The sequence below is a fragment of the Sorangium sp. So ce295 genome (genome assembly GCF_051527405.1).
GTDB lineage: Bacteria > Myxococcota_A > Polyangia > Polyangiales > Polyangiaceae > Sorangium > Sorangium cellulosum_B.
The window spans coordinates 8,858,655-8,879,284 of record NZ_CP150324.1 but is presented as its reverse complement, the minus strand read 5'-3'; the positions used below and the strand labels follow the sequence as shown (position 1 = coordinate 8,879,284).

General features: G+C 71.9%; 12 protein-coding genes and 1 pseudogene. 6 read left to right on the top strand and 7 right to left on the bottom strand.

All coding sequences use genetic code 11. The annotated features are described in order from the left end of the window. Positions 1 to 13: 13 nt before the first annotated feature. The 5 genes and pseudogenes from WMF11_RS33560 to era form a co-directional block, all read right to left on the bottom strand. The gene (locus WMF11_RS33560; RefSeq protein ID WP_437973624.1) at positions 14 to 1,021 is read right to left on the bottom strand and encodes a sulfite exporter TauE/SafE family protein; all 1,008 of its coding nucleotides are present in this window, start codon (positions 1,019 to 1,021) and stop codon (positions 14 to 16) included. A 48-nt stretch (positions 1,022 to 1,069) separates the two neighbouring features. Further along, positions 1,070 to 1,744 (bottom strand): annotated as a pseudogene (locus tag WMF11_RS33555) (MBL fold metallo-hydrolase); the annotation flags it as partial. 73 nt (positions 1,745 to 1,817) lie between these two features. Then, the gene (locus WMF11_RS33550) at positions 1,818 to 2,651 is read right to left on the bottom strand and encodes a sigma-70 family RNA polymerase sigma factor (protein WP_437973623.1); all 834 of its coding nucleotides are present in this window, start codon (positions 2,649 to 2,651) and stop codon (positions 1,818 to 1,820) included. Positions 2,652 to 2,813: 162 nt separating this feature from the next. Then, a complete protein-coding gene (der, locus tag WMF11_RS33545; RefSeq protein WP_437973622.1) occupies positions 2,814 to 4,589 on the bottom strand; it encodes a ribosome biogenesis GTPase Der in 1,776 nt (591 codons plus the stop codon). Next, a complete protein-coding gene (gene era, locus WMF11_RS33540) occupies positions 4,586 to 5,518 on the bottom strand; it encodes a GTPase Era (protein WP_437973621.1) in 933 nt (310 codons plus the stop codon). The genes der and era overlap by 4 nt, the downstream gene beginning before the upstream one ends. A 777-nt stretch (positions 5,519 to 6,295) precedes the next feature. On the opposite strand from era, the gene WMF11_RS33535 reads away from it, so the two are divergent. Both WMF11_RS33535 and WMF11_RS33530 read left to right on the top strand, forming a co-directional pair. After that, a complete protein-coding gene (locus WMF11_RS33535; RefSeq protein ID WP_437973620.1) occupies positions 6,296 to 8,878 on the top strand; it encodes a glycosyltransferase family 39 protein in 2,583 nt (860 codons plus the stop codon). Between the two features lie 129 nt (positions 8,879 to 9,007). Further along, the gene (locus tag WMF11_RS33530; protein ID WP_437543020.1) at positions 9,008 to 9,508 is read left to right on the top strand and encodes a TIGR02266 family protein; all 501 of its coding nucleotides are present in this window, start codon (positions 9,008 to 9,010) and stop codon (positions 9,506 to 9,508) included. An 85-nt stretch (positions 9,509 to 9,593) separates the two neighbouring features. On the opposite strand, the gene WMF11_RS33525 is transcribed toward WMF11_RS33530, so the two are convergent. Then, positions 9,594 to 10,586, bottom strand: coding sequence for a zf-HC2 domain-containing protein (locus tag WMF11_RS33525; RefSeq protein WP_437973619.1), 993 nt, complete (start codon positions 10,584 to 10,586; stop codon positions 9,594 to 9,596). A gap of 19 nt (positions 10,587 to 10,605) precedes the next feature. Further along, positions 10,606 to 11,226 carry an RNA polymerase sigma factor gene (locus WMF11_RS33520; RefSeq protein WP_012238576.1) on the bottom strand — a complete coding sequence of 207 codons (621 nt, stop codon included), beginning with the start codon at positions 11,224 to 11,226 and terminating at the stop codon, positions 10,606 to 10,608. 376 nt (positions 11,227 to 11,602) lie between these two features. On the opposite strand from WMF11_RS33520, the gene WMF11_RS33515 reads away from it, so the two are divergent. The 4 genes from WMF11_RS33515 to WMF11_RS33500 are packed head-to-tail and all read left to right on the top strand — an operon-like array spanning position 11,603 to position 20,623. Continuing rightward, positions 11,603 to 12,460 (top strand): hypothetical protein, encoded by an 858-nt coding sequence (locus WMF11_RS33515; RefSeq protein WP_437973618.1) that lies wholly within the window; start codon positions 11,603 to 11,605, stop codon positions 12,458 to 12,460. Between the two features lie 26 nt (positions 12,461 to 12,486). Then, the gene (locus tag WMF11_RS33510; protein WP_437973617.1) at positions 12,487 to 14,895 is read left to right on the top strand and encodes a tetratricopeptide repeat protein; all 2,409 of its coding nucleotides are present in this window, start codon (positions 12,487 to 12,489) and stop codon (positions 14,893 to 14,895) included. Further along, positions 14,892 to 19,274, top strand: coding sequence for a tetratricopeptide repeat protein (locus tag WMF11_RS33505; RefSeq protein ID WP_437973616.1), 4,383 nt, complete (start codon positions 14,892 to 14,894; stop codon positions 19,272 to 19,274). The genes WMF11_RS33510 and WMF11_RS33505 overlap by 4 nt, the downstream gene beginning before the upstream one ends. Further along, the gene (locus WMF11_RS33500; protein WP_437903312.1) at positions 19,271 to 20,623 is read left to right on the top strand and encodes a tetratricopeptide repeat protein; all 1,353 of its coding nucleotides are present in this window, start codon (positions 19,271 to 19,273) and stop codon (positions 20,621 to 20,623) included. The genes WMF11_RS33505 and WMF11_RS33500 overlap by 4 nt, the downstream gene beginning before the upstream one ends. The last annotated feature ends 7 nt before the right edge of the window (positions 20,624 to 20,630 follow it).

The following is a 20,630-nucleotide window of genomic DNA, read 5'->3' as shown; positions in this document are numbered from 1 at the left end:
CGCTGCCCCCGGTTCATCCGGTGGCCTCTCGGGCCCGAGGGGGGGCACACGGCTGACCAGGAACCATCCCGCGCCGAACAGCGCTGCGCCGAGGAGCAGCCGGCGATCGATCGGGGCCTTTTCCAGCTTGGAGCCCGCTGGCGATCCCGCTCACGCCCGCGATCCGGCCGTTGACGAGCAGGAGCAGCGCCGCGGCCAGGCCGATCAGCACACCGCCGCCGAGGGCCAGCGCCCAGTCGCGATGCGCCGAGACGAACGCGCGCGCGGAGGCCCACGCCTCGGCCGGGATCTGCCGCCCGAGGAGGAAGGCGCCCATGACCACGACGAACCACGCGAACCCCTGGCGCAATCGCTCCTGGGGGACGCGCGCGGAGAGCCTGCCCCCCGCGACGCTGCCGGCGATCGCCGCGGCGCTCACGAGCCCGGTCAGAGGCCAGTCGATGCTCACGTGGCCGAGGTAGCCCGCGAGCCCGGCGAACGACTTCATCGAGATCACGACGAGCGAGGTGCCGATGGCCGCGTGCATCGGCAGCCCGCCTAGGAGGACGAGCGCGGGCACGACGAGGAAGCCGCCGCCGGCGCCCACCATCCCGGTGACGAGGCCGACCGCCACGCCGTCGAGGATCGCTCGGCCCGGCTTCATCGCGCGCCCGTCCGCGGCGCGGGTGGGCTTCTTCGCCCGCAGCATCGCCGCCGCGGTGAGCAGCATCATCGCGCCGAGGCCCGAGAGCAGGAGCCAGCTCGGGACGAGCCGCGCAAGCTGCCCGCCGGCGAAGGCGCCGGCCATCCCGGCGCCGCCGAACAGAGCGGCGACGCGCCACCTCACGTTGCCAGCGCGCGCGTGCGTGATCGCCGCGCTGGCGCTGGTGACCCCGACCACGGCGAGCGACATCGCGATGGCGCTCTTCGCAGGCACGTGCAGCGCGTAGATGAGGATGGGGACGGTGACGATGGACCCGCCGCCCCCGAGGAGCCCAAGGGAGAGCCCGATGAGCGAGGAGAGGAGAAGCGTGAGGAGCATGGCTGCCTTCCTTTGGCTTGCTGGGCGCGCGTGAACGGCTCACACGGCGCCGCACGCGAGGTTGGCGGGCACGGCCACGTCCATGAGCTTCGGGTTCGCGAGCTTGAGGCCGCGCATCAGCTCGACGTACTCCGCCTCGGACTCGACCTGGAGGCGGGGGTTGTGCGCCCTCTCCTCGCCGATCGTGCTCACGGTCCACCCCTTGTAATCGTGGCCCGGGTACACGAGCGTCCGATCAGGCAGCTTGAGCAGCTTGCCGAAGAGGCTGTCGTACTGCGCGCGGGGATCGCCGCTCTGGAAGTCGGTCCTGCCCGTGCCGCGGATGAGGAGCGTGTCCCCCGTGAACACGCGGTCATCCATCACGAAGCTGTAGGAGTCGTCCGTGTGCCCCGGCGTGTACATCGCGCGGATCTCCAGCCCCTCCACCCGGATGACCTCGCCGTCGCGAACCCTCTGCGAGACGCACGTCGCCTTGCTCTCCGCGCCCATCAGGGTCACGCAGCTCGTCCTGTCCCGGAGCGCCCCCAACCCGGTCACGTGGTCGGCGTGCACGTGCGTGTCCACGGCGAACACGAGCCGGAGATCGAGCTCCCGGATGAGGTCGAGGTACTTGCCGACCTCCTGCTTGACCGGATCGATGAGCAGCGCCTCGCCCCCCGCGCGCGCCGCGACGAGATACGTGTAGGTGCTGGAGTCTCGCTCGAACATCTGCCTGAACAACATGGCGTCCGCTCCCTTCTCCACAGGAGGCCGACTCGGCCTTCTGGAGGTGGGAGCCAGCTGCGCCCCGAAGGGTTCAGGAAAAATCGGCGAGGAGGTCCTGGAGCTTTTTGCGGATGGAATCCTGAATATTTGCAGGTACTTGAGACGCAGGTGCCGCCTTGCACAGGGCCAGCGTCCGCTTCAACGAGTCGCAGGCGCCGCGGCAGCGGGGGCATGCCTCCAGGTGCCGCTCCACGCTGGCGCACACGTCCGGGCTGATCTCGTCCTCGATGTGCTGTGAATAGAGCGTGAGCACGTCCGGGCATCGGCCCGGCGCGGTCGCCGCGGCGGGGATCCCGAGGAGCGGCGCGACGTGCGCGCGGACGGCGAGCCGCGCCCGGTGCAGCCGGCTCTTGACGGCCTGCACGCCGACGCCGAGCACCTCGGCGACCTCGGGCGCGGTCAGCCCCTCGACATCGCGGAGGATCAGCGCCTCCCGGAGCTTCGGATCGAGGGCGGCGATGGCCTGCTCGATGGCGCGCTCGACCTGCCTTCCCGCGAGCTCCTCGTGCGGGCCCTTCGCCGGATCGGCGACCTGGGTCGCCTCTGGGGCCGCCTCCGCATCGAGCGAGCGCTCCTCCACCGGGGCGAACTTGCTCCTCCGCCGCTTCTTGAGGCAGAAGCCCCGCGCGATCGTGTAGAGCCACGTCGAGATCGAGGACGCGCCGCGAAAATCGCGGATGCCCCGCGCCATGGCGAGCAGCGTTTCCTGGAGGACGTCCTTCGCGTCCTCGGGATCTCGGCACATCTTCATGCCGAAGCGGTACACCTGCGCCTGGTGACGCTCGATCAGCCGCGTGAGCGCTTCCTTGTCTCCCGCGCGGGCCGCCGAGAGCAGCAGGTGATCGTCCTCGTCCTGGGCCGTCACGGATCGCGGGGATCACGTTATCCCCGGCGGTGCGGCGCGCCAAGCCCGCGCCGGGGAGCGCAGGCGCGTCGCGCTTGCACGACGCTCTCCGTGCTCGCGCTTTGTCTCTGACAGGAGCGCGCCGTCCGGCCGGCGCGCGGGATGCGCCCGGAGCGCCCGGCCTTACCCCCGCCGCCTGCGCTCCTTGTACTTCACGCGGACCGGCACGCCCTCCAGCCCGAACGCCTGCCGGAGCTGGTTCGCCACGTAGCGCCGGTAGCTGAAGTGGAGCTTGTCGGGATCGCTCGCGACGACGACGAACAGCGGCGGCGACGTCTCGGCCTGCGTGACGAAGAACAGGCGGGGCGCGCGCCCGCCGTGCGTCGGCGGCGGGTGCGTGAGCAGGATCTGCTCGAAGAAGCGGTTGAGCTCCCCGGTGGGCACGCGCTTCCGGTAGGCGTCGGCCACCTGGGCCACGCTCTCGATGAGCTTCGCCACGCCGCGCCCGCTGCGCGCGCTCACGTGCGCGATCGGCGCCCACGGCACGAACGAGAGCTTGTCGCGGGCGTCCTGCTCCGCCTTGGCGAGCGCCTTGCGATCGAGCAGATCGATCTTGTTGAGGCCGATCACGACGCCGCACCCGCGATCGACCGCGAGGCCGAGGATCTTCGCGTCCTGCTCGGCCACGCCCTCGGCCGCGTCGCAGAGCAGGAGCACGACCTCCGCCCGCTCCATGGCGCGGATCGCGTGGATCACGCTGACCGCCTCGACGGCGCTGTCCTCCTTCGTCACCTTCGCCTTGCGCCGGATGCCGGCCGTGTCGATCAGCAAGAACCGCTTCCCGTCGCGCTCGGCCAGCGTGTCGATCGGATCGCGCGTCGTGCCGGGCGTCGCGTCGACCAGCATGCGCTCCTCGCCCGCGATGCGGTTGACGAGCGACGACTTCCCCGCGTTGGGCCGCCCGATGATGGCGATGCGGAGCGCCCCCGCGGCCGACTCCTCGGGCGCCGGGGGCTCCTTGGGGAGCGCCGCCTCGATGGCCATCTCCAGATCCGAGATGCCGCGGCCATGGAGGGCGCTGATCGGGATGAGCCGATCCATCCCGAGGCGGTACAGCTCCGCCGCCTCCACCTCGGCCTTCGGCGAGTCCGCCTTGTTGGCGACGTAGATCACGGGCTTGCCCGCGCGGCGCAGCAGGCCGAGCTCGGCGTGCTCGGACGGCGTGACCGGCGTCACGGCGTCGAGAACGCACACGATGACGTCGGCCTCGGCGATGGCGAGGTCGATCTGCCGCTTGATCCCCTGCCGCATGGGATCATCGCTCTCGGGGTCGAACCCGCCCGTGTCGACGAGCGTGAAGCGCCGTCCCCGCGAGGTGACGTCGCCGTAGTGGCGATCGCGGGTCACCCCGGGCTCGTCGTGCACGATCGCGACGCGCTTGCCGATCAGCCGGTTGAACAGCGTGCTCTTGCCGGTGTTGGGCCGTCCGACCAGCGCCACGATCCCGGCCGACGGGGGCGGCGCAGGCGCATCGGCCGCGGCGTCCTCGGCGGCCGCGAAGACCTCCTCGGCGAGCTCCGCCGCGAGATCCTCCCTGTCCTGCGCCGCCTCGTGGCCGATCGGCTCGGCGAGAGCACGGCCCTTGCTCGGGCCTGATCTGCTGCCCTTCTTCGATCCGGCAGCGCTCTTGCCGGGGGCCGCCGCGCTCTTTCCGCGAGCAGCAGCGCCCTTGCCGGGGGCCGCCGCGCTCTTTCCGGGAGCGGCAGCGCCCTTGCCGGGCGTCGCAGCCTTCTTTCCGGGAGCGGCAGCGCCCTTGCCGGAGGCGGCAGCGCCCTTCCTGGGAGCGACGCCGCCCCTCTTCTTCTCAGGGGCGTCGCCCTTCTTCGCCGTCCGCCCGCCTCCGGCGGCTCCCTGGCTGCGTTTGTTCGATCTGGAAAGGGCTGGCTTTGCCGCGCTCACGAGGTCTCTCCCTTGTTGTAACCGAGCTCGTCCAGCCGCTCTCGCGACTCACGCCACTCCGGCGTCACCCGGACCCAGAGCTTGAGGTTCACCTGCCGGCCGACGAGCTCCTCTATCCGGAGCCGAGCCTCCGTGCCGATGCGCTTCAGCTGCTCCGCGCCGGCCCCGATCAGGATCTTCTTCTGCCCGGGCCGCTCCACGTGGATGGTCGCGTCGATGTGGAGCGCGCCCTCGCCTGTCGGCTCGACGTAGCGCTCGATCTGCACGGCGCTCGCGTGGGGCACCTCGGCCTTCGTCGCGCGCAGGATCTGCTCGCGCACGTACTCGGCGGCGAAGAAGCGCGTCGGCCTGTCGGTGAGCTCATCGGGCGCGAAGCTGAAGGCCCCCTCGGGACAGAGCTTCGCCACCTCGTCGAGCACGCGCTGGACGCCGTCCTCGCGCAGCGCCGAGATGGGGACGATCGCCGCGAACTCCCGGAGCTTGGCGAACGCGTCGAGGAGCGGCAAGAGCAGCGCCTTGTCCCGCATCCGGTCGACCTTGTTGAGCACGAACACCACCGGCGCCTCGCTCCCCAGGTCCGCGAGCAACGTCAGATCGCTCGGGTGCGGCGCGAGCGGCGGGCCGTCCTCCCCCTCCTTCACGCGCCGCGGCAGGCGCGCGGGATCCGGCGCTTCGGTCACGAACACGATCACGTCGGCGCCCCGCGCCGCCTCGCGCGCCGCCTGGTTCATCACGCGCCCGAGCTCCGTGCGCGGCCGGTGCAGGCCGGGCGTGTCGAGCAGCGCGATCTCCGCCGGGCCGTGGTGCACGACCCCGAGGATCGCGTCGCGCGTCGTCTGAGGCGTCGGCGAGACGATCGCGAGCGGATGGCCGAGCGCCGCGTTCAGCAGCGTCGATTTGCCCACGTTGGGGCGCCCGACCAGGGCCACGCGCCCGGATCGTTTCGGCTGCGAGGCGTCGGTCTCCTCCGTCCGCCTCGGCTCGGCCGCCTTCCTGCGCTGCTGCTGCGCGGCGCCTCGGCCGGCGGGCCTCCCGTCCGGGAGCCGTCGCCCCTCCTCGCCGCCTCCCGCGCGGGGCCCACGCCCTGCCCGGCCGCGGGCCGCGCCGGAGGAGCGCGCCGCGGAGCCCCTCTGCTTGGCCGTCTTCTCACCCTCGCCCCGCTCTGCAGCGCGCGCCGCGCCGGCCCGCCGCTCCTTCTCCTTGCCCGGCTCCGCAGCGCGCGCCGCGCCGCCCTGCTCGCTCGCGCGTCGCGGTTTGTCGTCGGCGTGCGCCTGATTTTCGCGCCGGGGAGGGCGACCTCGCGGGATCGCCGCGTCGCTCGCCCGGGGGGCTTCGCTGGATTGCGCTCCCCGGCGGCTGCCTCGGCTGTCTTTCTTGGCAGGAGGACGGGGGCCGCGGGAAGCCGAGGCGGGCTTCGGCGCCTGCGGGCGCGCTTTCGCGCCCTGGGGCGCGCTCTGAGGACGGGCTTTCACCACGCCGCGCGCGATAGCAGACGCCCAGGGGGGCTACAAACGCTTCCCCACGATCCGTGGTCACGCGCGCGCGAAGGCGGTAAGGGGATGCCCTGCATGTCGAGCGTCCACCGAGGGGACCCACAGCGCGGAGCCCCGCCCGCCGCCCCCGACCCGCACGCGAGCGGAGCTCCACCCCGCGCCGAGGTGCCCCCTCTCGAGGCGCCCTCGGCTGAGATCGGTGACGCGCCGGCCATGGACCGCGACCGCGTGGCCGCCGGGGGCGGGCGCGCCGGCCTCGCGAGGCTCGCGGCCCTCGCGCTCGCGGCCCTCACGCTGCTTCCGCTCATCGGCAAGAGCGGCATCTGGGACCCCTACGAGCTCGACCGTGCCGACCTGGCCCGCCGCATCGCCATCCACGTCTTCGGCGCGCGCGGCGTGGATCTCCCGGACGCCCCCGGGCAGCTGCCGACCCTGACCGACCTCGGCATGGGAGAGCTCGGGTTCACCTCGATGGCGCTCGGCTTCCGCGTGTTCGGTCTGCACGACTGGGCCGGGCGCCTCCCGCTCGCGCTGTGGGGGCTCGCCGGCGCGCTCGTGCTCTACGAGTTCCTCGCCCGTCTCGTCGATCGAAGGGCCGGCCTGTACGGCGTCGCGGTGCTCGTGACGATGCCGCTCTACGTGATGCAGGCGCGCACCCTGCTCGGCGACATCGTCACGATGGCCGCGCTCACGATGGCGTTCTGCGGGCTGACCGGCGCGCTGCTCGAGGGCGGGCGAGGGGCGCAGCGCGGCGCCCTGCTCGCGCCGGCCGCGTGGCTCGCCGTGGGGATCCTCGGCGTCGTGGCCGGATACCTCAGCCGCGGCCTGCTGATCGGGGTCGCCGTCCCCGCGCTCGGCGCCGGCCTGACCTGGCTCCTGCTCCGGACGTCCGGCGCCTGGCCCGCGCCGGAAGGCCGGGGGCCCACGCTGGGCGACCTCGTGGGCGCCGCCGCGCTGGTGCTCGGCGTCGCGGCGGCGGCGCAGGGCGCCCTCGTGCTCGCGAGCTCGAGCGCCGGCGAGCCGCTCCCCCGCGCCCTCGGCGTGGCGCTCCTCAAGAAGCCGCCCGTCGAGTCCACGTTCGATCTCACGCTGCGCCAGCTCGGCCACGCCCTCTTTCCGTGGAGCGCCTTCCTGCCGTTCGCCGTCGGCCGGCTCTTCCGAGCCCCCGCCGCGGACCGAGCGGGCGAGGTCATCGCCCCTCTCCTCGATCGCGAGGCCGGCGTCCGGATCGCCCTGATCGTCACGTCTGCGCTCGCCTACGGCGCCTTCGCGGTCCTCGCGCCGCACGCCGGGGCGCTCCCGTTCAGCGGCCCCGCGCTCCTCGCCGCCATCGCGGCGCTCGCCATCCGCGATCTCGAGCGCGGCGCCCCCTCCTCGCGGGCGCTCGCCGTCGGCTGCGCCGTGCTCGCCTTCGTCCTCTACCGCGATCTCGTCACCTCACCGGACAGGGCGCTCAGCGTCTTCTCGGTCGACAAGCCCGTCTTCCCGAAGAGCTTCGAGGGCGAAGCGGCCTCGGCGATGCGCTTCGTCCTGCTCGCGTTCTCCGGCCTCGTCGCGCTCACCTGGTTCGAAGAGCAGCCCCGCGAGCTCGATCGCAGCTTCCGCGCGTGGGCGCGGCGCGTCCTCGACGAGGTGCACGCCGGCGCCGCGGAGCTCGCTCGCATCTGGAACGGCAACCTGCTCTTCCTGCTGATCGTCATCGAGGCGGCGCTCGTCGGCGTCGGTGCGATGCTCTTCGTCGGCAAGCGCATCGGGTGGGGCACCGTGGCGAGGATGCCGAACCACCTCGCCGCCTACGGGATGAGCGCCTGGTGGGCGCTGCCCATGCTGATGGCGGTGAGCCCCGTGCTGCTCCTCGTGGCGCGCGACGCGTTCCGCCACGCCGTCGCGCGCGCCTCCCTCCCGCGCGCCGTCGGCACGCCGCTCGCCGGCCTCGTCGCCGGCTTCGCGCTGAGCTTCTGGTACTATCCGGCGCTCGCGGCCCAGCTCTCGCCGAAGGAGGTCTTCGCGTCCTACGAGTCCCTTCGCAAGCCCGGCGAGCCGCTCGCGACGCTCGGCGTCCGGAGCCGCACGGCGGCCTATTACCAGGGCGGCGAGGTCACCTCGTTCACCGATGTCCTGCAGGCGTTCGACTGGCTCACCGCCGCGGGGAGCTCGGTGGACGGCGTCGCCGCTCCGGTCGTTCCCGCCGCTCGCCGCTGGCTCGTCGTGAAGTCCGACGATCTGCCCCGGTTGAACAGCCTCTTTCGCAAGCGCTACCAGCGCAACCTGCCCGTCCTCGACGGCCGCTCCAGCCAGATCCTCCTTGCGTCGAACGAGCTCGGGGGCAGGCCGAACGAGAGCTGGCTCGGCCGTATCGTCCTCGACGAGCCCGCCGCTCCCGAGAACCCGCTCGACGCGATGCTCGAGGATCAGCTGGAGGTGCTCGGCTGGGAGCTCACCGACGGCGACGGCCGGAAGGTCTCGAGCGTCGTCCCTCAGAAGAGCTACCACCTGCGGACGTACTTCCGGGTCCACCGGCCGATCACCGGCAACTGGAAGATGTTCGTTCACATCGACGGGTTCCAGCGTCGATACAACGGCGACCATCCCGTGATCGAGGGGCGCTACCCGCTGAGCCTGTGGCAGCCGGGCGACGTCGTCGTGGACGACCACGAGCTCCAGCTCGAGCCCAACTTCACCCCGGGCGACTACACGCTCTACTTCGGCCTCTTCGCCGGTGAGACGCGCCTTCAGGTGACGCGCGGGCCGGAGCACGAGGACCGCATCCGCGGCGGCGTCATCCGCGTGCGGTGAGCTGCCCTCGTGGGGTTCCCGACGCATGCCGCGCTGCGCGGCTCGTCTTGCGCGGCCCGGCGACGCACGCGTGCTTCTCCTCGTCGAGCGCCCTCGACGCGCGTGCGGAAAGCGGCTAGTCGCAGACTCATGACCGGGGGCCGTGGGGACTCGAACCATCCGCCCGACCCGCCGGGCGGTACGCCGCCGTCCTGCGCGCAAGCCGGCGCCTACGGCGACGCGCATCGCCCCGGCGAGGACGCCGAGCACGAGGCCCCCGCCCCGGATTCGCTCGACCGGCGCTCGTCCGAGCGCCTCGACGTCACCTGGCTCGTGGACTGCGAGACCGATGACACGTTCCTCTACGCGTCCATCACCAACATCTCGGAGATGGGCATCTTCGTCCGCACGACGCAGCCTCTCTCGATCGGCACGCGGCTCACGCTCCGCTTCTCGCCGCCGGGGGTCGACGGCTCGTACGTGCTCGAGGGGACGGTGCAGTGGATCAACGAGGTGCGCCCCCTCCACGACAACCCGAACCCGGGCATGGGGATCCGCTTCGTCGAGCTCACGCCGGACGATCGCGAGCGCATCGTCGGCACGATCAGGACGATCGCCTACATCCGCGACGCGCCGGTGAAATCGAATTGACGCTGGCGCCGCCGCGGCGCGCGCTGAGGTCGAGGCGCGGCGCCGGGGACGGCGGAGGCGCGGCCGCGCCGGCGCCCGCAATCCGTCAGCGGGACGTCGCGGCGTCGGCGGGCGCCGCCTGCGAGGGGCCCGCGGCACCTTGCTCCTCGGCGTTGCGCGGCGGCGCCGCGGGCATCGCCGCCTTGGCCGCGGCGCGCCGCGCCGCAGCGGCGGGGGCGGCGGCCGCCGGCGCCGAGTTCTGCGCCTGCGCACCGGCGGCGTTCGCCTCGAGGTCCGCGAGCTGCTGCTCGGCGCGCTCGCCGTAGCCCTTCGCGGAGCGCAGCGCGAGCAGCAGCTCGCGCGCCTTCGCTGCGTCGCCGGAGGCCTGGTAGCACCGGGCCGCCTCCCACATCGCGGCGTGCGCGGACGGCGTGCCCGGGTACTGCGCGCCGACCTCGTCGAGCTTGCCGACGGCGGCCGCGCAGCCCGACTTGCGTTGCAGCGCTTGCGCCTCGTGGAGCGCGGCGCTCGCGCCGTCGTCCGGGGACGCGGACGCACGCGCGCTCTTCTCCTTCGCCGCCTCCGCCCTGGGCGCCTCGTTCGCCTTGGCCTCGGCCGAGCGCCGGCCGTCGCCTTCCTCCATCGCGACGGCCGCGGGGGTAGGCGCGGCGGCGCGGGGCGCCTCGTGCTGATCCGACGACGCGGGCTGGCCCCACTCGGTGACCCGCACCGGCGCCACGCCCGTCTTCGGCCGCAGCAGCAGCAGGCTCGATCCGATGACGAGCACGAACAGCGCCGCCATCGCCAGCTGCGGCCGCATCGCGTGGCTGCCGGCCCAGGCCAGCGCGCGGAGCGCCTTGCGCCGGAACGGCGTCTTCTTCTGCGCGACCTCGACGGCGTCGAGGATCCGCGCCTCGAGCTCCTCGCTCGGCTCCTCGAAGGGCAAGGCGCCGACGTCGCGGGCCGCGCGCAGCCCCGCGAACGCCGACGCGCACCGGGCGCAGCCGTCCATGTGCCGCTTCATGGCCGCATACGTCAGCTCGTCGAGCTCGTCGTAGAGCGCGTCCATCACGTGCTGGTCGAACTTCTCGCAGTCCATAGACAGCTCTTCCGGAGCGCTAGCGCAGCGCCCTCGCGTAATCCTCGTACTCCGAGAGGGCCTCCTGGAGCCGCTCCAGGGCGTAGCGCATCCGGCTCTTCACCGTGTTCTCGGGCACCCCCACGATGTGGGCGATGTCCTTGAAGGGCACGTGCCCGATCTCCCGGAGCAGGAAGACCTCCCGCTGCTCGTGCGGGAGACCCTCGACGGCGCGGACGATGCGCTGCCCCATCTCGGTCCCGATCGCGACCCGGTCCACCGCGGCCTGGGGCGCCGGGTCCGCGGTCCGCTCGCCGAGCGTCGGGCCGTCGCCGCCCTCCCCGGAGCCCTGGTCGAGCGACGGGTGGCGCCGGAGCGACATCTTGCGCAGGTGATCGATGCAGACGTTGCGCGCGATGGCGAACGCCCAGGTGGTGAACCTGGCCTCGTGCTTGAAGTCGGAGGCGCTCTGCACGATCTTCACGAACACATCCTGCACCAGATCCTCGGCGATCGCAGGCCCGCGGACCTGTCGCAGGATGAAGTTGTAGATGGACGTTTTGTGCCGCCGGACGAGCCCGGCGAACGCCGCGCGGTCGCCGCCCTGGAAGCGCATCATCAGGGCTTCGTCCGTGACCTCCTCTCGAGAAATCGGGACCATCCTAGCTCCCGGAGCGGCCGAGCCTCAGCGGCGCTCCTTCGGCGGCCCGGGCAGCGGGGTGTTCGCGGCGGCGGCCGCGGCGTCGGATCGGACGCGCGGCGCGGCTCGAAGATCTGAGGAGCACTCCTTCCCCTGACACAAGCGCACCTTAGCGGATCCGCCCCCGAGCGAGCGAGCCCCCTTCGCCCGCAGCGCCGGCGGCCGCCGGAGGAGGAGGCAGGTGTCCAGGTCGTTGCGCTCGGAAGCCTGCCGCCACTAGACTCCCCGGCACCGGGCGTGAGGTCGCCCCCCTCTGCTGACGAGGGTTCAACCACGAGGTTACCTTTCGATGCGACTTATCAGGATGCTGGCAGTGGGGGTGGGAGCCTCGTTCTTGATGTCGATGCCCGCCTTCGCGCAGGCCCCGGGCGGCGCGGCGGGCAAGGCCGCTGCTCCCGCTCCCGCCGCCGCTGTGGCGCCGGCGGCCTCCACAGCGCCGGCTGTCCCCGCTGCGCCTGTCAGCGGAGCGAAAGCCGCTCCCGCGCCTGCTTCCGCGACGGGCGCGCCGGCTGCGGGGGCGGCGGCGCCTGCCGCGACGGTCGCCCCCGCAGCCGGCGCGACGGCCGCCCCGGCGGCGCCTGCTGCCCCGACGAGCGCCCCGGCCGCGGGCGCGGCCGCCGCTCCGGCGATGGATGGTCCGACCTATGCGGTGCGGCTGCGCGATCTGGAGCAGCGCATCGACGAGCTCAAGGAGCAGATCCGCCGCAGCCACACGCGGCTCTCGCTCCTCAGCGACACGATCCTCTCCGGCGGCGGCGCCGGCTCGCGCGCCGCGATCCGGTTCAACAACGAGCTGTCGTCCGCGTTCCGCGTCACGCGCGTGCTGATCGTCCTGGATGGGGCCGTCCAGTACAACAAGACCGATCAGTCGGGCGCCCTTGCCGAGCAGACCGAGATCCCGATCTTCAACGGCTCCGTTCCGCCGGGGGATCACACGCTCCAGGTGCTCGTGAACCTGCAGGGCAACGGCTACGGGGTGTTCTCCTACCTCCGGGGCTACCGCTTCGAGGTGCGCTCCAGCCATTCCTTCACGGCGGTCGAGGGCAAGACCATCAACCTTCAGGCGGTCGCGTTCGAGAAGGGCGGCGTCACGACCCCGCTCGAAGAGCGGCCAGCCGTCCGATTCGTCGAGAAGATCGTGAGCGGCCTCTCGGATGCTCCCGGGCAGCCGTCCGCCGCCGTGGGTGGGAAGTAGGTTCGAGCTCGTTAGGACAAGCCACCATGACCTGGGACACCGGATCGCGGGTACTCCCTGCCTTGCTTGGCGTGCTCGCGCTCGGCGCGGCGACGACCGCGGCCCCCGCCGAAGCGTGGGCCCTGGACGCTGAGCGCGCCTACACGAGCGCCTCTCAGCAGATCGGCAGCGTCACCTCCGGGCTGGGCGCCATCCAGGCGGCGATCCACAAGTCCCGCGGCGAGCAGCGCACGCCGGCCCAGCGCATCGCGGATGCCCAGCTCCTCATGGGCTCCAGGGATTACGAGCGGGCGGCGAACGTGCTGAACCAGGTGGTCGAGAAGTACCCCGACCATCCGACGGCGTTCCCGGACGCGCTCACGCTGCTCGGGGAGACGTACTTCCGCTCGAAGCAGTACCTCTCGGCCCGCCGGGTCTTCCAGCGGATCGTCGCGAGCGGCGCCGAGCCGCGCTTCGCCGCCTACCAGGCAAAGGCGCTCGGCCGGCTCGTGGACATCTGCCTCCGGATCAAGGACTACGACGCGCTCGACGCCGTCTTCGCGTCGATGAACAGCGTCCCGGCCTCCACGGCGGGGAGCGCCCTCGCGTACGCGCGCGGCAAGGGCCTCTACGTGAAGAAGGACTTCGGCGGCGCGAAGGCCTCGCTCGGCGCGGTCGATCCGCAGAGCGAGTACTTCCACCAGGCGAGGTACCTGCTCGGGCTGATCGCGGTGAAGGAGGCGACGCCCCCGCCCGAGCCGCTCAAGGAGGGCGAGGCGCCGCCGGCGGTGCCCAAGACCCGCTACGTCGCCGCGATCGATCTGTTCCAGAAGGTGACGCAGCTGCCGGCCGACACCCCGGAGCACCGGCGCGTCATCGACCTCGCGTGGCTCGCGATCGGGCGGCTCTTCTACGAGGCCGACCAGTGGTCCCAGGCCGTGCAGGCCTACGGCCACATCGACCGCGTCTCGCCCGAGTTCGGGACGATGCTCTACGAGCTCGCGTGGGTGTATGTCCGCCTCGGCGACGTCGATCGCGCCCAGCGGTCGCTCGAGATCCTCGCGATCGCCGAGCCGGACAGCCAGAACATCGCGGACGGCTCGCTGCTCCGCGGCGACCTGATGCTGCGCGCGGGCCGCTTCGAGAAGGCGCTGAAGGTGTACGAGGGGGTCCGCGCCACCTACGACCCGATGCGCGCGCGCGTGGACGCGTTCCTCGGCTCGACGAGCGATCCCGCCGTCTACTACGACAAGCTGAGCCAGGAGCAGCTCGAGGCGCTCGACACGACCACCTCGCTCCCGCCGCTGGCGGTGCAATGGGCGCGCGAGGCCGAGGACGGCCCGGCCGCGTTCGCGGTGATCGACGACATCAACCACTGCCGCGAGCTGATCAAGCAGTCGAACGAGCTCATCGAGAAGCTGAACGCCGTTCTCAGCTCGCCCAACCGGGTGCGCGCGTTCCCGGAGCTCAAGGCCGGCGAGGAGAAGGCGCTCGCGCTGCTCAACCGGGTCGCGCTGGCGCGCCTCGCGCTCGGCCAGGGCATGGACGACGTGGAGGACGACTCGCTCTCGGGCGAGATCGGCGGCGCGCGCGCGAGGCGCAGGGCGCTGGAGAAGCGCCTCGCGCGGGTTCCCGTCACGGACGCCGACTTCCAGGATCGCGAGGCGCAGGCGCTCAAGCAGTGGAACACCCAGTCGCAGCGCCTGCAGCAGCTCACGCTGCAGATGGACTCGCTGCAGGCGACGGTCAACGGCCTCAGGCGGCTCCTTCGCGATGGCCCGCACGCCGGGGTCGTCCGGGATCCCGCGAGCATCGCCCGGTTCGAGATCGAGCTCGCCCAGAACGAGCGCGACCTCGCGCTCTACCGCCAGCAGGCCGACGTGCTCCGCAAGCAGGTCAGCGCGGGCCGGGTCCAGGTCGGCTTCGGCGATCAGCGCTTCATCGAGGACGCGCAGGTGCGCAAGGCCCACCGCGACGCGTTGACGCGCGAGGTGGAGCTGGCCGCGGCGGGCGCCGGCGGTGCGGAGCTCGCGGCGTACGCGCAGCGCATCACGCCGGTGCTCCGGGCCGGCGACGCGGCGGACGCGAGGGTCGAGGCGGCGCTCCGCGACATCGAGGGGGAGGTCGCCCAGAAGTCCTCGGGGCTCCGGCAGATCGTCGGCCGGGAGACGGCGAACGTCGTTCACTACTCGGTGCAGCTCGATGGGCTCGACCGGGAGGCGCGCCTCGTCGTCGGCGAGGTCGCGATGCGAAACTTCGGCCTCGTCCGCGACCGGCTGAAGAACATCATCCTGCGCGCCGACGTCGGCATCACCGAGGAGGCGTGGGAGGTCCGCGAGGAGCAGATGACGCGCGTTCGCAGCCTGCAGGTCGAGCGCGCCCGTGAGGATCGGGTCCTCAAGGAGGAGCTCAACGAGGTCCTCGACGACAGCGGCGATCCGGAGGACGAGAAGTGAGCAAGGAGCGTGGTGGCGCGAGCGCGCCGCAGATCTCTGGCGCGCCGCGAAGAGGGGCAGGGGCGCAGATCCTCGGACCGGCGGTCGCGCGCGCGCCGCTCGGCGCTGTGCGAGCGGGGCGCCGTCGCCCGCGCGGCGCGCTCGGGTTTGCCAGCCTTGCCCTGGTGCTTGCGGTCGCGCCGCTCGCGCTCTCTCAGCCGGGTGGCCAGCCAGCGCCAGCGGCGTCTGCCGTCCCCGCGGCCGCGCCGACCACGTCTGCGCCGACCCCGCCTGCGCCTGGCGCCGCGGCTGCGCCGACCGCGTCTGCGCCGACCCCGCCGGGCGCCACGGCGCCGGCCGCGCCGGCGGTGCAACCCTTCGCGCCGCCGATGTCGGTCGGGCGCAAGCAGGCGCCGCCGCCTCCTCCTCCGACGCCGGCCCAGCTGGCGGCGCTCGCCGCGCTCGAGAAGGAGGCGGCCGCCTACGAGAAGGCGGCGCGCGACTACCGGAGCGCCATCACCCGCATCGTGCAGCACCACTACGAGGACCGGCGCCGCCGCATCCTCTCGTCGCTCGACCGCGAGATCGAGATCGAGAGGAAGGGGCTCCGCGACGCCCGGGAAGAGGCGATCCGCAGGCTCGAGGTGTTCGTCGAGCGCTACAGCGGCCCCAACGCCCACCCCGAGAACACGCCCGACGCGATGTTCCGCCTGGCCGCGCTCTACGAGGAGCGCGCGCGCACCGACACGGACGCGAGCGAGGATCTCAGCGTCGCGCTGCTCCCGGCCATCGCGCTCTACAAGCGCGTCATCCGCGAGTTCCCTCAGTACCGTGAGCTCGCCGGGATCTATTACTACCTCGGCCATGCGCTGAACGATTCGGTCCGGTTCCCCGAGGCGCAGCAGGTGTGGCGCTCGCTCGTGTGCCACACCAAGTATCCCTATCCGGTCGAAGTCGACCCGAAGGATCCGACGCGTGACACCGTCGGCAAGCTCCCGCAGGACCACGACAACGATTACTGGACCGGCTGGGAGGCGCGCCACCCGACGCCCATCGGGTCCACGCCAGGCGGCCGGGCGCTCCAGGGCACGCGCAAGGGCGCGCGGGGGCGGGCGCCCGTCACCGAGGACGAGACGGCGTACGTCGATCCGTATCCGGACGACTGCCAGCCGATCCCGCAGAAGACGGCGCTCGGCGCGGAGCCCCGCTACATCGCCGAGGTCTGGTGGCAGATCGGCGACTACCATTTCAACGAGATCGACCGCGCCGGCGGCCCGTTCAACTACAACAGGGCGGAGTCGGCGTACCGGCAGTCCATCAAGTACAAGAAGCCCCCTGTCCACGGCGTCGCGATGTACAAGCTCGCCTGGACGTACTTCAAGCAGCAGCGTTACGAGACCTCGGTACGCCAGTTCATCGAGCTGCTCCGCTACACCGACGAACAGGAGAAGCTGACGGGCGATCCTGGCGCGGATTTCCGCGCCGAGGCGTACACCTACATCGCCGGCTCGCTCACGTACCTCGACTTCGTCGGCCCCGGACCGGACGAGCCCTACGTCCCGCGGAACGACGTCCTCGACGTCGAGACCGACCCGCGCATGGCCGAGCAGAAGATGCGGATCGCCATCGAGCGCGTCCAGGATCCCAAGCTGATCCCGCAGGATCAGAAGTGGACGGTCGAGATCTACAAGGCGCTCGCGCTGGAGTTCAAGGAGCTCAATCAGTATCGGAACACGATCGAGGTGAGCGAGATCCTCCTCAAGAAGTGGCCGATGCACCGCGACGCGCCCGTGGTCCAGAACCAGATCGCGGACATCTACGACACGCTCACCTCGCAGTCGCGCGAGGGGACGGCCGAGCGGGCGATGAACTCGGCGAAGGCGCTCGAGGCGCGCACGAAGCTCGCCCAGTACGTCGGGACGACCCCGTGGGTCGAGGCGAACAAGGACGATCCCGAGGCGATCCAGACCGCCGAGCGGCTCGTGCGCGGCGGGCTGCGCCGTGCTGCCGCCGATCACACCAACGCCGGAAGCGCGCTCGTGCAGCAGGCGCTGACGGTCGACGACAAGGAGACGCGCGACCCGATCTTCGAGCGGGCGCTCGGCGAGTACCGCCTCGCCGCGCAGGGCTGGGCCGGCTACCTGGCTCAGGACGAGAACGCCCCGGACGCGTACGAGAGCCGGTACTGGCTCGCCGACGCGCACCACATGGTCGTGGTCATCACGGTGGCGATGGATCGCTCGCCCGCGACGCACGAGATCGAGCAGGCGAGGAGCTCGGCGGTCGGCGTGCGGGACTCCAACGAGGACGACAAGTACCTGCAGCCCGCGGCGTACATGGTCGTCGACACCGCGCACCAGGCGCTCCTGGATCGACACAAGCTCTTCCAGCGAACGAGCGGCGCCGAGGGCATCGAGCCGCGCGAGAAGGTGAAGATCGTCGGCGAGGGCGACCAGCAGCGCGTCGTCGCCGAGCCGCTGCCCCCCCAGGTCCAGGCGGCCGTCACCGCGCGGGACGAGTACATCCAGCGGGTCCCTCCCGCGCTCGACGCCCCGAAGAACATCGACCTCTACGCGTTCCAGGCGGCCGACTACTACTTCCTCTACGGCCAGTTCGCCGAGGCGCGCAAGCGGATGGAGCCCATCTACGAAGCGCAGTGCGGCAAGACGGAGTTCGGCTACAAGGCGTGGGAGCGGCTCACGACGATGTCGAACCTCGAGAACAACGTCGAGCAGAGCCGCAAGCTCGCCGAGGCGGCGCTCACGCGGAGCTGCGCCGTCAGCGAGGAGCAGAAGCTGAAGGAGGGCGACATCGCCCGGCCGACGATCTCCCGCGGCTATTACATCGACGCCGCCCGGGCCTTCGAGAAGGCCGAGAAGATGCCGGACGGCCCCGCGCGCGTCGCCGCCTGGCGCGAGGCCGCGGCGCTCTACAAGGTCGCGCTCGAGAAGGCGCCGGCCCGCGACGAGGCGCCGGAGGCCGCCATGAACGGCGCTTACTGCTACAAGCAGGTGGGCGACTACGACCAGGCCATCGCGATGTACTCCCTGTTCATCAAGGAGTACGGCAGCGAGGAGAACCTGTCGAAGCTCGAGAAGGGCGATCCGGGCGCGAACCCTCCGAAGAACCCCGATCCGAAGCGCTACGCCGAGCGGGTGAAGTACCTGAAGCAGGCCTACGACGCGCTCTCCGCCGCGTACGTCCTCTTCTTCAACTACCGCAGCGCGGCCGAGACCTACGACACCATCGCTCGCAACGGCCGGTTCGAGCAGGCGGCGCGCCGGGACGCCGCCAGGAACTCGGTGCTGCTCTACGCGAACATCGGGGAGCGCGACAAGATGACCGCCTCGCGCGCCACCTTCATGAGCCTGAACCCGCCCCCCGAGCAGAAGGCCGACATCGATTTCCTCGTCGCCTCGGCGGACCTGAAGGCCTGGGACGAGCGCGGGGCCGACGAGGGCCCGAACCGCGCCGCCCGGACCAAGGCCACGCAGTCGATGGAGGCCTATTACGCGGCCAACAAGAACAACCCGGCCGCGAGCGGGTATGTCGTCCAGGCGGCGTACCATGCATCCAAGATGCGCGCCGCCGGCGGCGATCCGAAGGCGCGGGACTGGTGCAAGAACACCATGACGGCGTTCACGTCCTTCCGGAGCTCGGCGACCGGCGACAAGGTGAAGGCCCTCGGCTCGGTGCAGGCCGACATGGCGGCGGAGTGCGCCTACAAGGCCATCGACGATCGCATCAAGGCCGAGTTCGATTACGACACCGGCCACCACCGCTACGAGGGGGTGATCGATCAGGTGAAGCGGGCCTTTGAGGCGGATCTCGCCAAGGCCAACGACAGGTACTGGAAGGAGCTCCAGGAGGTCATCACCGCCTACGAGTCGCGGTCGTGGTCGGTGGCCGCGCGGGCGCGTCAGGGCTCGCTCTACGACTCCTGCCGCACCGGCCTCTACAACGCCCGCCCGCCGGGGCTGAGGCTGTACACGGACAAGGAAGAGAAGCTGCTCAAGCTCGCCGAGACGAGCGATCGCGAGGATCTTCAGGAGACGGCCGACGCGCTCCGGCAGAACCGGCGCGAGCAATGGCGCGCGGCGCGCGAGCGGCTCCTCACCGACGCCGACAAGGCGATGGTCAAGTTCTACGTCGAGTCCGTCGTCTGGGCCAAGGCGTGGAAGGTCCGGAATCCAGCGGTCGACCTCGCGATCCAGCGGCTCGCGTTCTTCACGGACATCCTCGGCGACGCCAAGCTCCGCGAGTGGAGCCAGGGGGTCATCGATCCCGAGACGAAGCGCCCCTTCGAGTACAAGGATGGCCTCTTCCTCCGGACGCGGCCCGGCATGACTCCGCCGCTCGCGCCCGACGGCCTCCCCCTGCCCCTGCCGGTCGTCCCATGATGCGCCGCCTCCCTGTCACCCTCTTCGCCAGCCTGCTCGCGGTCCTGTCGCCGTTCGCCCTCGCGTCCTGCGGCGAGGAGGCGACGCCGCCGCCCAAGGTGCCCACGGTTCCAGCGGGGCCCGCCGCGACCGCGCCCGCCCAGGCGCCGTACGGCATGAACGACGTGCCGAGCTCTGCGCGCCCCTACGATCTGCCCGCCCAGACGGCTGCGCCGGCCATGAACGCCCGGGCGGCGGCGTTCTACCAGAGCGGCCTGCAGGCGTTCGCGACCGGCGATCTCGTCAACGCGAGGGCCCAGTTCGGGCAGGCGACGCAGGCCGATCCGCGCGCGCACCAGGCCTTCTATTCGCTCGGCGTGGTGCAGGAGCGGCTCCGCGACGCGGGCGCCGGCGCGAGCTACCGCCAGGCCTTCACGCTCGTGCCGGACTACGAGCCCGCCATCATCGCGTACGCGATGCTCCTCGCCAGGAAGAACCAGCTCGGCGAGGCCGAGCGGCTCCTGAGCGAGAAGCGCGGCCAGATGCCGAAGTCGGCGGCCGTCGCGGCGACGCTCGCGGAGGTCAAGTCGCTCCAGCGGGATACCGGCTCTGCCCAGCGGATCGCGCAGGAGGCGCTGAAGATCAACCCCGACTACCGGCCGGCGATGGTGATCATCGCCCGCGATCACTACAGGAACCGGCGCCTCGATCTCGCGCTGTACGCGCTCCAGGCGATCCTCGACGGGTTCGAGCCGGTCAGCGAGAACCCGCCGCGCGACCGGGACAACGCCGAGGCGCTGCTGCTCCGCGGCCTGATTTACCGGGAGCAGGGGCAGCGCGCCGCGGCGCTGGAGGAGTTCCGCAAGGCGGTGACGCGCCGCCCCGATCTCGTCGAGGCGCGGGTGCAGCTCGCGACCTACCTGCTCGAGGCGGGCAACGCGCAGGAGGCGCTGCCGCTCCTCGAGGGCGCCGTCCGCTTCGATTCCGAGCACGTCGCCGCGCACCTCAACCTCGGGGACGCGTACCGCCTGCTCGAGCGCTACGCCGACGCGAAGCGCGAGTTCGACTGGGTGCTCGCCCGCGACCCGAACCTGGCTCAGGTCCACTACGATCTCGGCCTGCTCTACCTGTTCGCCCCGGCCGTCCCTGGCATGACGCCGAAGCAGCAGGTGGCGGAGGCGATCAAATCGCTGACGAGGTTCCAGGAGCTGCGCAACAAGGGCCAGCGCGACGACTCGGAGGAGCTCCTGAACCGCGCCAAGCTCAAGGAAGGGGAGCTGAACGCGGCTGCCGCCGCGGCTCAGCCCGCGGCTCCTCCTCCTGCCGCCGCGCCGGATGGAGGCGTCGCCGACGCCGCGACCGACACGTGAGGGAGAC

Bases quoted from the DNA above. Each gene is read 5' to 3' on its own strand.
- WMF11_RS33530 (WP_437543020.1), top strand. From the start codon at position 9,008: ATGACCGGGGGCCGTGGGGACTCGAACCATCCGCCCGACCCGCCGGGC.
- WMF11_RS33510 (WP_437973617.1), top strand. From the start codon at position 12,487: ATGACCTGGGACACCGGATCGCGGGTACTCCCTGCCTTGCTTGGCGTG.
- WMF11_RS33560 (WP_437973624.1), bottom strand. From the start codon at position 1,021: ATGCTCCTCACGCTTCTCCTCTCCTCGCTCATCGGGCTCTCCCTTGGG.
- WMF11_RS33515 (WP_437973618.1), top strand. From the start codon at position 11,603: ATGTCGATGCCCGCCTTCGCGCAGGCCCCGGGCGGCGCGGCGGGCAAG.
- WMF11_RS33500 (WP_437903312.1), top strand. From the start codon at position 19,271: ATGATGCGCCGCCTCCCTGTCACCCTCTTCGCCAGCCTGCTCGCGGTC.
- WMF11_RS33525 (WP_437973619.1), bottom strand. From the start codon at position 10,586: ATGGACTGCGAGAAGTTCGACCAGCACGTGATGGACGCGCTCTACGAC.
- WMF11_RS33535 (WP_437973620.1), top strand. From the start codon at position 6,296: ATGGACCGCGACCGCGTGGCCGCCGGGGGCGGGCGCGCCGGCCTCGCG.
- WMF11_RS33520 (WP_012238576.1), bottom strand. From the start codon at position 11,226: ATGGTCCCGATTTCTCGAGAGGAGGTCACGGACGAAGCCCTGATGATG.